Raw genomic sequence first — 13,909 nt, forward strand, 5'->3', positions numbered from 1 at the left:
ACGGGCCCAATTTCCTCTGGTTTTTACTGCTCGACCGAATCCGGCTCTATCCCGAGTTCGGCGGCCGCGGTGCTGAGCGCGTCGTGAAGCACGATGGCCGCGGTCTCATCCGCGAATCCGCCTACAATGTCGAGAGCCTGAGCCAGCCGCTGGCTGTCGGTCCTGGTATCGGGCATTGGCGAAGTGCGGTTTCGCACAACGCTTGCCCGGCTCATCGCCAGATGGGCTGTGTTCTCGCTGTCGGCTTGATTCCTGCGCTTCGCTTCGACGAGCGCCCGGATACTGTCGCGTTCGGCGGCAGTCAGCACTTCGTAAACTTGACGCTCTAATGTCTCTTCCCATGCGCGCGCGACGACCGCCGTAATGAGTCGAATAGGAATTTCGTCGCAAACCTCACAGATGGAGTGGGCGAGCCGAAAAATCAGCGTTCGGCGCTGTGTCATCGGCAAGCGACCAGCGGTCCTAGCCGGCACAATCGACGGCATGGTCTGGAGCGTCCGCAGCGGCTCTTGGAAGCCGCGTGTTCGGGCGCCCGGGGTAAGCCAGGAAGATGGCGCCGCAGTCAGCTTTGTTGCTAGGTCTGTCGCGCTCTTCATGATGTCGCGCACTTCAGCACCAGTCGGTGCGAGGTCAGGCTCGCCTTCCTCGATACAGTCGACAACTGCGCGGGCAATCTGTGAAATAACCGTGACCTGCAAGCTTGTGCCTTTTGCAAGCAGCTTCTTCTTCTTGAAGAAGCTGCGGACATCTTTGTCGTCACGAAAGCTTTTGAACCAGTCCGACTGCGCGCGAGCCGCTTGGTCGAGGTTCAGGAAAGCGCTTGCCTGTTCATACATCAAGGCAAGATGCGAATTCTTCGTCAGAGTGGTCATGGGCAATAACAAGGGCGATTCACGCTAGTTGTGGGCATATTGTAGCTGCGTGCTATACGCCGACCGAGCACGTAAAGGGAGATTTCCGGGCGTGCAGGAGCGTTGTTGTTACCGCGCGTGCGGCACGTCATCCGGCGCATCCCGCGAAGCGCTAGAAGAAACGGCGAAAGAGCCGTTCCATAAGCTGCTGAGCTTCGTCGGGAGGTGGGTGAAGCTGCGCCGCCGTCGGTCCCGAACCGGCAACTGCCGAGCTACTGCCGTGGTCGGTCGCAGCGAATCACCGTTGTATCCGCTCGATAAGCATCGACCACAGATATTCAGCCGCTCCAGTGTCAGACAGCTTTTCGGAAACGCCTCTCGCCATGCTCATCATCGGCTTCAGGTACAGCGTCTGGCTATCTTCGGTCAGCGTGAGCGCCTCGTTGTAGCTGTTCATGTGCGAGGAAATCTGGCTCGAATACGTTATCTCGCGATTGCTGTGTCCGCCGAAAGCCCCGCCGTGCGTAACGGTGCACTGCGACACGCTCTTTCCGTCCTTGTAGATGCTCGCGGTGAACTGGCGCGCATCGATGCGCGAAAAGCGTCCTTGGAACTGGCCGTGCCGCTTCTCCAGCTCCTGGAGCGAACCCTCGAAGAAGCGGACGATGAAGTCGAACGTCTCCGAAACGAACGTGTCCTTGTCGAGGTCCGAGAACTCATGCTTGACGCGAAGGTTGCTCGACCGCGGCAGTTGCGCGGCCGCGGAAGGTTCTACGGCTGCAGGCCGGGGCGCTGAGCTTCTCGCTGCCGATGCCGCCCCCACCTTGGGTGCGGCCGCCGAGGCTGTCGCGGCCATGGCTTTACGAATCGACTTTGCAATGTCGGCGAACGCTTCGTCCTGGTTGGCCCAGGATGTTACCGGCCGACCGTCCGTCGGGACCGCATTCAGTTTGCCGAACGGAGCACTGTGCCAGTCACATGCTCGCAGGATGACGGGGATGACGCGCACCTCGCCGGCCTTATGCCGCTCCAATGCACGCGTCATCTCGGTCGCAAAGCAATATTCTGACGCGATGAAGTTTGCGCTGACCAGTAGCAAGATGATGTCGGCCTTCTCGAGCTGCTCATCGATACTGTCGTCGAGGTTGTCGCCTGCGACGATGCGCCTGTCGTGCCATGCCGAAATCAGGCCCTCGCGCTTCATCAGCGACAGGTGGATTTCGAGCTGGTCGCGCAGCGACTCGTCTACATGCGTGTATGAAAAGAAAACTGATGCCATCCCGTGTCCAGCCGAAGAATTCAGGTCATTTGTTGTAGCCGCAAAAGCCACCGTCACAATAGCACGGGGCGTGTCGTCCGCGCGACCGCGTGTAGCCGAATGAGGTGTCTGTCAGCACGACCATCATCAGTAGCTGACTAGGTCAAGTTCCCGGATGCGAATCGCCATTGCTGTCGGTGACATACCGAACTCTTCCGCGAGCGATTTAAAGTGGTTGCCGATACCGAATTTCCGCGCGTTTTGCCACTGCACGCGGGAACTCGAGGGAGCCGGTTTTCGACCGTAGAAGGTCCTGAGCGCCATTGCCTGCGATAGCGAACGCAACGCGGTCGTCGAGATGAAGAATCTCGCAGCCGAATCGTTCTTGGAACGCTCGTCTGACCAACTTTTCTGGAGCGAGGAAGCACGCGGCAAAGTGATTAGCTTCTCGCTCACGGCGGTCTGGAACAGGGCCGTCGCCAAGAAGCGGGCGGTCGCGATGAAGCGAGAGCCCGGGGTGGAGCACGATGTGTCCCAGTTCGTGTGCCCCAGTGAAGCGCTGAACCTCATAAGGAAGGTTGCCGGCGATACGAATCGTTGAACGTTGGACGTCGACCAAGCCCGCCACTTGATACTGCGCCTCGCCAACGTCGTGCACGCTCAGCGAACCTGCCGCTACTTCGTATTCAATTCCATGGACCGTTGCTGCATGGTCTGGCCGGAAAAGCTGGAGCAGATGGGGGATAGTGTTGATGGTAGTCCCAGCCCGTTGCCAGATTTCATACTGGAAGCGTCGAACTTCAGCCGCGATGGCTATTTTGTCAATTTCTTGCATGTGGGACCCCGAGCGAGGATTTATGTTGTTCGACTTTTCATTGTCATCCTTCCCTAAATATTTGACCACTTTGCTGCGGCTTGCGGCGTTTGGGATTTAGCGCCGACTGAATCACAGACGGAGGTCTCAGGGAGCCACTATGATTCAAACCTGAACTCAGCTGGGGCACGCAATGACGACAGTCGCAGTAGCGCCGACACAAGCCCGCAAATTCCGTTCCCTTTTCGCGGCCTGGCGTCACGAGCAGGGTGCGCATATCTTCGTGGAACCGCCGGAGAGTGCAGGGGCGAACGGTGCGGTCAACTTCTCTCAGGTGCCAGTGGAATTCCTGACGGTGCTCGATGGTGCCGGCATTCAATACACAAAAATCTTGTCCTGACGAGGATGGTGATGGATTCCGAAGACTGGCAGCCGTGCATCGTTACTATGTTCGACCTTATAGGAACTCGAAGCCAGGCAGCTACGGGCAAAGCCTCGACTGCTATGAGGCTCCTGCAGGCGGGCGGTGTGGAAGATGAACCATGGCATGGGCAACCATCGCCACTGCTATGTCTGGAATGACTCCGTTTTGCTGCTTTCGTATCAGTCTAGGCCGGCGGTCGCGCGCAGACGAGTTCTCGAGGAACTAGACGAGTGCAAGCAATGGTTGGAGCGGGAGCGCGCGAGCAAGTTGTACGCCATTTGCGTTAAGGGCCTGGCGTTTCCTCAGGACGAAATGCTGAACCCGACCGTTGACGGCGAATTGGGTGGTCAGGCGCGAGCCGTTGTCCTCAAGACCTCAAGCTGGGCGATGGCGAATTGCTTCGAGATTGAGAAGAAGCTCAAGCATCATCGGGCGGACTGGTATATCGATAGCCGAATAACCAACGACGTTGACGTGATGCCAGCGTTCGCAGTCGAAGAAGTGCAGCTATTGCCATCGGCCGAGTCGCGACGAGTAGATATGTTTCGCGGCAGCCTGTTCGGCTAGTTCGCTTTGTCGCTGCGCGTCGCGTTGTGTAGGCAAACTATTCCAGGAAATAAGGCACGATTGATTGCGAGTGAGCACGTGGCCGACATATGTTCGCATCCTGTCTCTCGGCTCGGTTTTTTTCGCGAGATAGTTGGCCGGCCGCGGCCTCCCAGCCCTTTGTGTGCGTGTGATTCGGCGTTTTATCTCCTATGCTGTTCTCAGCGGCGTTCAATTGACGCAGCTTTCCTTTTCACGCTTACGGACAGGAGATAGCGATGACGAGGCGAGAGACCGATGTATTGACGAAGACTCAGGTTAGGCGTTTTCAAGCTGCGCTCGCCGTCGAAATGTGTATGCGGACAGGATGGCGCGTCGGTGAGGCGTTGCCAATGGTAAATAAGTTAATCGCGGAGCGGCTCGCGCATTCCCAAATCGAGACCACGATGCGCTATTTGTCTGATTCGGGAAGGAGCGGCAGGGAGCGCGCAAAACGGCGAGAGATGTTTGATGCAGCCGAACTTGCGCCTTACATCACGGTTGGGCATAGCCACCAAAACGCCATAGTCGGTCGAACCCGAGAGGAACCCCCCTCGCCGTACAGTCGCGTCTACCAAGACCAAGGCCGCGTGGATGCGTTGTCCGCTCATCTCAGCGCGCTGCGCGAGCAGCTCGAAGACTGAATCCCGGCACCTGGGAGCCGTCGACCTCGGTGCCGCCGCCTGACGACTTTTCCCGTATGCGCGACAATGCTGCTTGCGGCGTAGGGCCGCGCTGGGAAAACCGTCGGGGGCAGGGTGAGCAGCAAGGTCGAGATTCTGGTTGTCGATTCGCTTTCAGAGGTGCCTGCGGAGGAGTGGAACGCGCTCGCCGCAGGCAATCCCTTCGTCGCGCACGAATACCTGTCGGCAATGCACGATTGCAAATGTGCATCGAAGTCGACCGGCTGGCAGCCGACCTATTTGCTGATGCGGCGCGGGGGGGAACTTGCCGGCGCCATGCCGTTGTACCTGAAATCCCATAGCCGCGGGGAATACGTCTTCGACCATGTCTGGGCAGATGCTTTTGCCCGGCACGGTATCCAGTATTACCCCAAGCTCCTGTCCGCAGTACCGTTCACGCCCGTTACGGGCCCGCGGCTGCTGGCGCCGACCCATGCAGACAGGGTGTTGCTCGCACGGGGTGCCATCGAGTTTGCGAAGCAGCTCGATGTGTCGTCAATCCACGTCCTTTTCTCGCACGAAGACGACCTTGAAGCCCTGACTGACGCCGGCTTCATGCTGCGAGAAGGCGTCCAGTTCCACTGGGAGAATTTCGGATACAAGACCTTCGATGAGTTTCTCTCGAAGATGTCGCACGACAAACGCAAGAAGGTCAAGCAGGACCGCCGAAGGGTCCATGACGCTGGTGTTACCTTTCGTTGGCTACGGGGACAGGAGATTGGCCAAGACGACCTCGACTTCTTCTACGAGTGTTACGAGAACACCTATCGGGAACACTGGAACCCGCCCTACCTGACTCGCAAGTTTTTCGGGCTCGTTCATCGGACGATGCCTGATGCGCTGATGCTCGTTATTGCTGAGGCAGACGGACAGCGACTAGCGGTAGCATTGAACGTCGTGCAGGGCGATACGATGTATGGCCGCTATTGGGGCACCAAGGAGTTTGTCTCAGGCCTCCACTTTGAAACCTGCTACATGCAGGGTATCGAGTATGGCATTGCCAAGGGGCTGAAGAGCTTCGAAGGCGGGGCACAAGGTGTGCACAAGATGTCGCGCGGGCTGATGCCGACCCCAACGTGGTCCGCGCACTGGGTTGCTGACCACAGGTTTGCGCACGCCATCAGCGAGTTTCTGGACCAAGAGACGGCGGCGATGGATGAGCACATTGATGAGCTCGAGGCACATACGCCGTTCAAGCGGCATCAATCTCAGTCATCAGATTCATGATGTTTTGGCGCAGCGGTGAGTCTGCTACGCTCGCATAACCTGCTGTCTCAACGCATTTTGCAAGAGTGTCGCGCAGCCGCGCAATGGTGCTCATCTGGACCGCAACGGTGTCATTGAGCTCCGCAATCCGGTTCTTCAGTACCTGTTCGACACTCAGTTTTCGTATCCTGCTCATAACTCTATGATAAGAGTCTTGAGAGATAATCGATGCGTGACCCAAGATGTCGGCCACAGCCATTGCGACATCCTCGTATGCGAGGGACAAGCCCTCGCGCTGACGAAACTCAATCTCCTCGGCCCATGTGGACTCAGCAAACTTGCGACGGAACGAATGCGTGTTCGCTCCAATATCGCTGCCAATCGCGCGAAACGCAGCCCGAAAGATTTCCGAGACCGCCGGATGTGTAAGAGGTAGGCCGGTATTTATTGAGAGGAACAAACGCCCCTGATGTATCTTGGTGTCTAACTCGCTCAAGCCATGCTTCGCCAGCAACTCGGAACGCTCCTCGCTGATGTATCGCTTGATGGACAACGCAAGGTTTAGTGGCACAGGGAAGGCGCGCTGATAGCCAAACTTTTGCTCGGGTGGGACTATTGAGATATGGGTCTCACCTGTACCAACTGCCTCGTCGATGATTGAGTCTGAGAATTGGTCAACAGTAAGGCTATTCACGCTCGCACGTCGCCAACCGACGCCTTCGAACAAGCGTAAGAACAAGTCATTCCTCGCGGCGGTAGCTGCGCCACCAGATGACCAGAAGAACTGTCGAATCGCTTCGAAATCTTCGTCGGTTGCCCAATACTGCCTGTCACTCGTACGCGACGTCTCGCCCACGTCTTGAAACTGCTTCGGAAACTTCAGCTTTGGGTCGCGCAGATTCTTATGTCCGGTGTTTTGGTGTTTGGGCAATGAAGACCGTACTGGAAAAATTCCAGAATTGCCGACGACCGACTGAATGAGTAGTGCGTCTTCCTGTGCCCATGTCAGGAACTCATAGACGACGCGCAATCTCGAATTTGCGGTTTTTTTCGCAGTTTCCTCGTTTCTTGAGCTCGCTTTTAGTCTAGCCTCATCTTTAACCCAGTTGCGAAATGTAACCAGGGTTCTGTCTGTAAGTCCTTCCCAGGTCAAACCATCGGATGCGAGGAAGCGCGCTAGAGCGAGAAGGGCATAGCCAACGTGTTCCATACCAGAATGAAAAGCTCCGTCCTTGACGTTGGCGTCGCACTTGTCGTGGGCGACTCGTAACGTGTAATCGAGGAAGGCTTCTGACAGGTTGAGATGAGCGTCCCGAATAACTGGAATCCGCCGACCATCTTTCCAGTCGACCCACATCATAGAAACGGGAAAAGTTTTCGATTTCATATCTTGCAGAGATTTAGCGAAGGTACATACCTAGACTCAAATTTCCGACGGCACAGGGCATCTTCGAACACTCCCTCTGCGGCCAGAACAACAATCTCCCTGTCGGCGCGCGTTAGCGCATCCCGGCACCAAGAGTGGTTGAGAATTTTGGACGACTCCATCGCAACAATGAGCTTCTTCCATCGCGAGAGCATCGCGTGTTGGACCTGCACAGCATGACCCAGCGATATAAGTTCGCATTCTTGCGAAGTGAGGTCGACGTAGCCGGCCGTGTCGAAAAGTACGCGCGCGGCGCTCGTCGAACGGCCGGCCGACCTAGAACGACCGCTTTGGCTTATCCGGGCGATTACGCCGCGGCTTCCTGGAAATAGCCCCTTGGCGTAGTCGCGGCTGAGGAAAGTTACAATGTCGCCGACCGTAGCCTCCTGCTTGTTTCGCAGCTTCAATATAGGAGGCTCAGGGTCAGTCGTAGCGAGATACTCCATCACCTCTTCGTGGACACGATGATTAATCTCTGTCGCGAGATTATGTGACGAGGCCACTATGACCCCATCATGGGGCTCGGTCTCGAAAACCGCGCGATAGGATTGGAGTGTCAGGTCGACTAACTCATCGCGCTTTCCTGCCCGCACAAACCGCAACGCTTTCAGGCGATAGTCGGCCGGCCGGGATGTCCGTGACAAAATTGCTGGTAGGTGCACAAACGGAGTCGTGCGCTCAAGTTGCTTGAGGAAGGGGGAAATGTTCTCGTGTACAAGTTCGGGTTCGGAAAGGAGGGCGTTGAATATCTCTCCGGGACCGGAGCCGGGTGTCACGCTAGGGTCGCCGATGAAAATAAGGCGGCCCGCTTCTTGAACGTTGCGAAGCAACTTGTTGATAAGCAACATGTCAATTGCCGCGCAGTCGTGAATGACAACGGTCATACCGTCGACGGGTCGCGGTGACGTGTCGTAGACGATGAACTCACGCAGCAGATACCAGTCGAGTCGGAGTCTTCCTGTGTTGGCGAACAGCGCGGGCGTCGGCGAAATGTGAATGGCTTTTGGGAAGCACCTTGCGACAACCTCGGCCGCAATGGCCGCAGAGGCCCCAGGCGCTTCGATAGTCGCTACGCGCGCGTCAGCAAGGGTTTCGAAAAAGCGTTGCTCGTGCTGCCGCAATTCGGCGCTCTGATTCTGTGAACTGCTCGAATGAGGCCGAGCGTCTTGGTCTGGCTGCCTATTGAGAACGGACATGATGTGATGGCGTATGGTCGACTCGATGTCAGTCATGCCAGCGCCTTGGACAAAGTCGTGTCCCTGAGCTCGGACACGTCGAACTGAGCCGCCAGCTCTCCACGGACCAATCGCGGCATTTGGACAAATGCTCATCCCTATCCGCGCCTGAAAGGCCTGCTCGAAAGCTTTGAGAGCTACAGCTGCTTTCCGGTGTGCCACCCCCGTATTGCAAATGGACTCGCAGCAACCGCGGATTCTTCGCGGACAATCGAAGGCGACCCCGAAAAATTGAGTTGCGGCGGCATCGACTTCGTCCCAATCGCAAATCGCTACTAACACATAAGGGTCGGCCGATATGACGCTCACGGCGGAACTGTCCCACAACTCGGCTGCCAAGGCTGCGGTTGACGAAGAGAAGCCGCGCTCGAGCAGGAACCGGCAAGTCTGGATTCGAGTCTTGTAGTCGGTCCACGCGATGGTGATTCCGTTGGCCATTCCGCCATCTGCACCAGCACTCTTCAGCGCCGGAAAGTCGTCCGTTTCTAGCACGGAAAGCAACTGCTCGCCAATCTTCCGGCAGATGGTGCTGATACGACGCTTACCGAGGGCTGAGAACGCGGGGTGGTTCAGCAGTAGTTCCGGAGCTGATTTCGCAGTTGGCAGCTCCGGCAGTACGAGTGTTGGAACAAACTGCTTACCGTACACGTCAAGCCGGAAGTCGCCGCTTAACGTCAGACGTTCGCCGATAGACGGAGCGTCGTACAGTACGGAATAGTCAGCCTTTACACGAATTGGCTCGGCGCGCAACTCAACTTGCAAGCTGAAGATTGCCCCTCCTGTTGGAGATGCAGAAATCACACGACGAACTGTGCCCGTGATTTTCATTTCTGTCGCTACTGGTCTCGGATTGAGGTGCCAGTGTCGTCGCCCCATTGTAAGCGGCGCAACCTAGCGCGCAACGCTGCATTCTCGCTTCGCAGTGCGAGAACGACCTCAAGAAGTCCGTCCGTGTCGCCTGTCTGGTTCTCGGAGGACGCTGGTGGTGAAGTGTCTTGACCGAGCAAACGTTTGTCGAGCTGCTCGAAGAGCTCAGCAATTCTTGGATTGCTGTGCGCGGTGGAGCGGGAGGCCCCAATCAACTTAAGAATGGCTGTCCGTGATGCCCCGCCCGACTGATTCGTAGGGATGCTTTCCAGCCTTCTTCCTTTGGCCCATTTCCGTAGCTGCTCTTCGTTCTCATGCCCTTGCGCTCGAGTCGAAAGTCGACGGGATACCATCTTGAACTCCCTCACTTAAGGGGCGCCACCTTGGCCAAAAGGCCGGTCAGGTTTGCAACTTTAGCGTTCAGATTGTCAATGACCCTTTGGGCCTCGGTCCTATTATTCTCCAGTGCCAGCGTCGCCGCACGTAGTTTTACCTCTGTCTCAGACATTCGCTCACGCAGGGCGATGATGTCGCCTTCCTGCTTGTGTGCTAGCGTTTGCCAATAATCGGCGCCCGCCTGTAGTGTTTCAATACGAGAAGTCTTGTTCGTTAGCAGTAACTGCTCATGACCTTTGGCGCGGAGCACTTCAAGCACAGCTTGGACCCTAGACTGGATGTCGCTGTGATAGGGTTCTGACAAGGTTGAGCGTCGAGTCGCCTTGATAGACGAGAGTTCAGGAAACAGCTTATGTGTTGTCTGACAGTTCTGTGTGCCATTCCAACTGGCGAAATCAATTGGCCGTGGTGGAAAATAGTCCAACAGTTGCTCACCGTCAGAATCCCGAGCTTCATTGCCATCAGCATCTCGAAGCCACGGGATTCCTGTTCGTGACCAGGTCTCCAGAATTTCCAGTTTCGCCGTGATGTTTGCCCGAGCTATCTGTTTATTTCGTTCGGAGATATGCGATGCGGTCATTCTTTGTCCTCATCCAGAAGTTCGGACCAGTGGCGTACCAACTTGACGACTATCTCTTGATTTCCGGCCGCGACCTTCTCGTCGGCTTCGAGATACGCGTCAATGATACGGACGTCCTCTAGCAATTGCTCCCGATGTGCTCGAGACAAAGACATATCTTGTACGTCGGCCATCAGTTCGTCTCGCTCAGACCGCATGTATTCTCGGTAGCCTTCCGAAGTCAAAAGATTGATACATCCCGAGCAAATTTTAGGACCAGCTAGTTCCGGATGCACTGTGTTGCCGTCAAAGCAGTGAGCTTTCCGCGCAGTATGTCGGGCCTTGCCGGCCATACAGATGCCGTTATCCTTCTCGTTTGCCTCAAATCCGCGTTTGCGCACCCGCTCGGTGACGAGCTGAGCTTTAACTTCTACCGGGCTAGCGACGAATTTCGCGTCAGCGGAGAGCCGCGCCATCAGTTTGAGGAGAAGGCGGGCGAATGGTCCACCAATGTTCTCTCCCTTGAGCAGTCGAACGATTTTGTCCGCAAGGTGCTCATCGCGAACCTGGGACAAGACAGTACGAAAATTCAAATCGTCCTCTTGGATGCGCTTGAGGACTTTGGCTGCTTTCTTGTCGGGCTTCCGCCCATGCGGGTCAAGGCCGTAGATAGAAGTCTCGTAAACGGTGGAGTGATTAAGCTGATAGCGCAGCGCAGCTAGGACCGGGTTATCGTACCGGTTGACGTATACTAAGCAGTAAAAGCGCCGGAAAACATTCCGATTTTTGCCGAAAATCTCATTCTCATCAATCTTTCCAAGTTCGAAAAAGAAATCACAATTTTCTGGCAAGTCAAATCCAATAAGGTTGTCGTCAACGAATCCCGCATATGTAAAGTTTCTCGATGAGAAAAGCTTGTCGCTACGAGCGACTTCTATCTCGTCAGAATATTGCTTTTCTGGGGTGTGAAGTGGCCGAAAAACTTGCGACAGCTCCTCAAGAGCGTGAATGGATTTGACCGCGATGTTGGGAGCCCAATACTCCGTGTAATCGAAGAGTGTCTTTTCGATATAAACGTCCACCTTGTACTGTTCGCTACCCTCGACGATTTCCCGCAAGCATCCAAAGTAGAGTCCGTAGTCTTTCCCGTGTCCTATCAATTCATTTCTTCGACGCGCGCAACATGCAGCAATGTTGAAAAACATGGCGACTTGATAAGTGAGTACAAAATTTCTTATTGACAAAGGTCCGAATACGGGGCGAAATGCCCCGGTTAGCGGGAAATTGTGGATTGACTGAAATTCTGCAAATGCCGCATCGCACGTAGAATTCAAAAATCGCGTATGCGCGTTCGAATCCACCACAAACTCTTTTTCGTTCGTTTCGAGCTTCGCCCGAATCGCTTTCAGCATTGTTATGAGTGATGGTCCATAGTCGTAAAGCCAGCGCAAAGATAGCTCAACAATTTTAACGACCGTCGTAAGTGACAAATTGCCAGTTCGACCGTCTTTTGCTGATGGTCTTCCAAAGTGTTTGTCTGCTATGTTTGCGGGTCGGGGATACGGTTTGAAGGGCAACGAATCAAACCCATCCATACTAAAGTAAATCTTGTTGACGGCATTAAATACAGTTTGGCAGGCTGAGTGCGAGGCAACGATACCGGACGTGCTACCAGTCTTGTATGGCTTGCTCTCACCGGTTATGCGCTGGAACATCCCATAAAACCAACCGGGTACTAAATGCCCAGCAATGGGGAGTCCGAGAGCTTGTTCCAGCACTACGATGTTGAGGGTAAAAAAAGTGTTATTAAGACTTCTTCCTCTTAGTTGGACTTGAAGAGCTGCGTCGCTTAGAAGTCGCCTTAGTAAGCGTCGAAACATGACGTTATAGCAGTTTGCCTCCCACCACCCAAATTGTAATATTCGGTGTTTGTATCGCTCGCAAACTTCCCTATTGACCTGCGCAAGGCTGTAAATCCCTTGGCCTATTAGGAAGGAAAAAAACCTGAGAAGCTGGTTAACCGTGCTTGTAACTTGGTCTAATAGACTCGTTCTGAATTCGTATAGTGTGCGCTTTACTGCGATTTTTATGGCCAGAACGAATTGGGGGAAGGTGGTTAGTGGGACGATTTGACCTCGATACAATCCCAAATTCCCCGCCGTTCCGAGATAGATTGCGTTCAGGTCAATCGACTCAATCCGTGAGTTTTTGGAGCCTACGTCTCTTACATCGAATTTTATGATGTTGTCATCCCAATCGCTCAGGTACCGTGCGTCGGCATCCGAGACGAATGGGTCGGTTTCAATGAAGGCGTCGTCTGTCTTTTTTTGTTCGACGGCGTCACGGCTTATTAGATTCGTCTCTGCGATGATTCCTGCGGGTTGCTTTTTCATCGAGCTTTGCCTCCAAAGAGTGAAGTTCGCCACCGAGCGGGCTGTCGAGTATGACGCGACGCAGCGCTTCGCAAAACAAGATTCGTGGAAGGTGATGAAGGTGAAATCTTTCCCCATTCGCGGCCATGAGTTTTGCTGTGTTCTTCAAGTAATAGTGACGTTGATATACACACTGCTGCAACTCTGCTGCACCGATTTCGAATGCGATGGTGCCGCCCGATTTCAGCCATTTATCTGCGACCGAATCACCGTCCTCAGGGTGTTGTGAGGACGGAGGGAACAGCAAAAGTGTTTTAATGAGCTTGCTCTTCCGGTCGGTCTGATTGCGATTGAACTTGAGGCGGCCAGCCGTGTATTCAAAGGCGGAAGAAAGGATGTCGCCATAATCTTTGATAATTGCTTCGTGCGAAATACGTAACGCGGTGCCATCGATGTAGCGCATAGTTGTCTTGGCGCTCACGTGATTGGCTCTTGCTTGTGTGGCGCGAATGTCCCGTCCGTTGGCTAGGTAAAAATGCGAATTTGTCTGTTTGCGCAAGTCATCTGCATGAAATCTCGGATGACTAATGAAGTCGCAAAATTCATTGATTCCGTCTGAGCGCAACTTGAGTCGGAAATTGCGAGACCGGAGTTCGGAAAGTGCGAGGGTCACGAAAAGACTGTCGTCTGTTGAATCACCATGCTTGTCGACGTTTTCGCGATGCTGTAACAGCATTTCGATTGCACGCACGGACGACGAGTCCAACACTTCGCGGTCGCCATTCTCGTCATCATCGGAATCTTCATCGGTTTTGAGAAGTGAAGGAATGACACCTTCTGCTGTAGTCGAAGTTGCTTTCTTTTGGCTCTTCAAATCTGCGGGAACTAAAGGTTTGAGTTCCTCTGACTCATTCTGGTCAGACCTCGTTTTCAAGCCTGCTAACCTATATCCGTCAGGAATTTTTTTGACTCGGTCCTTCGACAAAGTAATGACCGTACTCTTATTCCAGCCCGTCGCGAGCATCAGTATCACGAAGCAGGCCGCAACCACGATGCGTGATAGATAGAACTCACTCAAGAGAATGCCGAATCTCTCCTCGAATGTGTTGTGGGACAGTAGGGGTTCGAATTCCGCAATGAGCTAAAGTCGGAAGTGGTGTACGGGGGAGTTGAGGCGGGAGATTGTAGGCGGTGGAGGTTTCAGCTGAGAATCTGATTGTCGAAGTCGGAAAC

The 13,909-nt window shown here is 54.6% G+C and carries 12 protein-coding genes; 4 read left to right on the forward strand and 8 right to left on the reverse strand.

Features of this window, described 5'->3' with window-relative positions; all coding sequences use genetic code 11:
* Positions 1 to 23: 23 nt before the first annotated feature.
* The 3 genes from OKW43_RS18435 to OKW43_RS18445 all read right to left on the reverse strand — a co-directional run bounded on the left by OKW43_RS18435 (position 24) and on the right by OKW43_RS18445 (position 2,944).
* Positions 24 to 872 (reverse strand): hypothetical protein, encoded by an 849-nt coding sequence (locus tag OKW43_RS18435; RefSeq protein ID WP_429448941.1) that lies wholly within the window; start codon positions 870 to 872, stop codon positions 24 to 26.
* A gap of 277 nt (positions 873 to 1,149) precedes the next feature.
* Positions 1,150 to 2,187, reverse strand: coding sequence for a toll/interleukin-1 receptor domain-containing protein (locus OKW43_RS18440; RefSeq protein ID WP_429448943.1), 1,038 nt, complete (start codon positions 2,185 to 2,187; stop codon positions 1,150 to 1,152).
* A gap of 148 nt (positions 2,188 to 2,335) precedes the next feature.
* Positions 2,336 to 2,944, reverse strand: a complete 609-nt coding sequence (locus tag OKW43_RS18445) for an ImmA/IrrE family metallo-endopeptidase (RefSeq protein WP_429448944.1) — start codon at positions 2,942 to 2,944, stop codon at positions 2,336 to 2,338.
* Positions 2,945 to 3,116: 172 nt separating this feature from the next.
* Between OKW43_RS18445 and OKW43_RS18450 the strand changes: the two genes are divergently transcribed.
* The 4 genes from OKW43_RS18450 to OKW43_RS18465 all read left to right on the forward strand — a co-directional run bounded on the left by OKW43_RS18450 (position 3,117) and on the right by OKW43_RS18465 (position 5,842).
* Positions 3,117 to 3,323, forward strand: a complete 207-nt coding sequence (locus OKW43_RS18450) for a hypothetical protein (protein WP_429448946.1) — start codon at positions 3,117 to 3,119, stop codon at positions 3,321 to 3,323.
* Between the two features lie 135 nt (positions 3,324 to 3,458).
* Positions 3,459 to 3,914, forward strand: coding sequence for a hypothetical protein (locus tag OKW43_RS18455; protein WP_429448948.1), 456 nt, complete (start codon positions 3,459 to 3,461; stop codon positions 3,912 to 3,914).
* Positions 3,915 to 4,171: 257 nt separating this feature from the next.
* Entirely contained in the window at positions 4,172 to 4,576 is a 405-nt protein-coding gene (locus OKW43_RS18460; RefSeq protein ID WP_429448950.1) for a hypothetical protein, read from the forward strand.
* 114 nt (positions 4,577 to 4,690) lie between these two features.
* Positions 4,691 to 5,842: a GNAT family N-acetyltransferase gene (locus OKW43_RS18465; protein ID WP_429448952.1), complete on the forward strand. Its 1,152-nt coding sequence runs from the start codon at positions 4,691 to 4,693 to the stop codon at positions 5,840 to 5,842.
* On the opposite strand, the gene OKW43_RS18470 is transcribed toward OKW43_RS18465, so the two are convergent.
* The 5 genes from OKW43_RS18470 to OKW43_RS18490 form a co-directional block, all read right to left on the reverse strand.
* Positions 5,808 to 7,208 (reverse strand): hypothetical protein, encoded by a 1,401-nt coding sequence (locus OKW43_RS18470; RefSeq protein ID WP_429448954.1) that lies wholly within the window; start codon positions 7,206 to 7,208, stop codon positions 5,808 to 5,810. The genes OKW43_RS18465 and OKW43_RS18470 overlap by 35 nt on opposite strands.
* A complete protein-coding gene (locus tag OKW43_RS18475) occupies positions 7,205 to 9,310 on the reverse strand; it encodes a hypothetical protein (RefSeq protein WP_429448956.1) in 2,106 nt (701 codons plus the stop codon). The genes OKW43_RS18470 and OKW43_RS18475 overlap by 4 nt, the downstream gene beginning before the upstream one ends.
* A gap of 403 nt (positions 9,311 to 9,713) precedes the next feature.
* Positions 9,714 to 10,325 (reverse strand): hypothetical protein, encoded by a 612-nt coding sequence (locus tag OKW43_RS18480; RefSeq protein WP_429448958.1) that lies wholly within the window; start codon positions 10,323 to 10,325, stop codon positions 9,714 to 9,716.
* Positions 10,322 to 12,697, reverse strand: a complete 2,376-nt coding sequence (locus OKW43_RS18485) for a hypothetical protein (protein ID WP_429448960.1) — start codon at positions 12,695 to 12,697, stop codon at positions 10,322 to 10,324. Before OKW43_RS18485 ends, OKW43_RS18480 begins: the two co-directional genes overlap by 4 nt.
* On the reverse strand, positions 12,645 to 13,754 hold the full coding sequence (locus tag OKW43_RS18490) for a hypothetical protein (RefSeq protein ID WP_429448961.1): 1,110 nt from the start codon (positions 13,752 to 13,754) through the stop codon (positions 12,645 to 12,647). The genes OKW43_RS18485 and OKW43_RS18490 overlap by 53 nt, the downstream gene beginning before the upstream one ends.
* Positions 13,755 to 13,909: the final 155 nt, after the last annotated feature.

The sequence above is a fragment of the Paraburkholderia sp. WC7.3g genome, assembly GCF_050436345.1.
In the GTDB taxonomy this organism is placed as follows: domain Bacteria; phylum Pseudomonadota; class Gammaproteobacteria; order Burkholderiales; family Burkholderiaceae; genus Paraburkholderia; species Paraburkholderia podalyriae.

Excerpts from the sequence above, each read along its gene's own strand:
- OKW43_RS18435 (WP_429448941.1), bottom strand. The coding sequence starts at position 872 with ATGACCACTCTGACGAAGAATTCGCATCTTGCCTTGATGTATGAACAG.
- OKW43_RS18445 (WP_429448944.1), bottom strand. The coding sequence starts at position 2,944 with ATGCAAGAAATTGACAAAATAGCCATCGCGGCTGAAGTTCGACGCTTC.
- OKW43_RS18450 (WP_429448946.1), top strand. The coding sequence starts at position 3,117 with ATGACGACAGTCGCAGTAGCGCCGACACAAGCCCGCAAATTCCGTTCC.
- OKW43_RS18455 (WP_429448948.1), top strand. The coding sequence starts at position 3,459 with ATGAACCATGGCATGGGCAACCATCGCCACTGCTATGTCTGGAATGAC.
- OKW43_RS18460 (WP_429448950.1), top strand. The coding sequence starts at position 4,172 with ATGACGAGGCGAGAGACCGATGTATTGACGAAGACTCAGGTTAGGCGT.
- OKW43_RS18470 (WP_429448954.1), bottom strand. The coding sequence starts at position 7,208 with ATGAAATCGAAAACTTTTCCCGTTTCTATGATGTGGGTCGACTGGAAA.
- OKW43_RS18475 (WP_429448956.1), bottom strand. The coding sequence starts at position 9,310 with ATGAAAATCACGGGCACAGTTCGTCGTGTGATTTCTGCATCTCCAACA.
- OKW43_RS18480 (WP_429448958.1), bottom strand. The coding sequence starts at position 10,325 with ATGACCGCATCGCATATCTCCGAACGAAATAAACAGATAGCTCGGGCA.
- OKW43_RS18485 (WP_429448960.1), bottom strand. The coding sequence starts at position 12,697 with ATGAAAAAGCAACCCGCAGGAATCATCGCAGAGACGAATCTAATAAGC.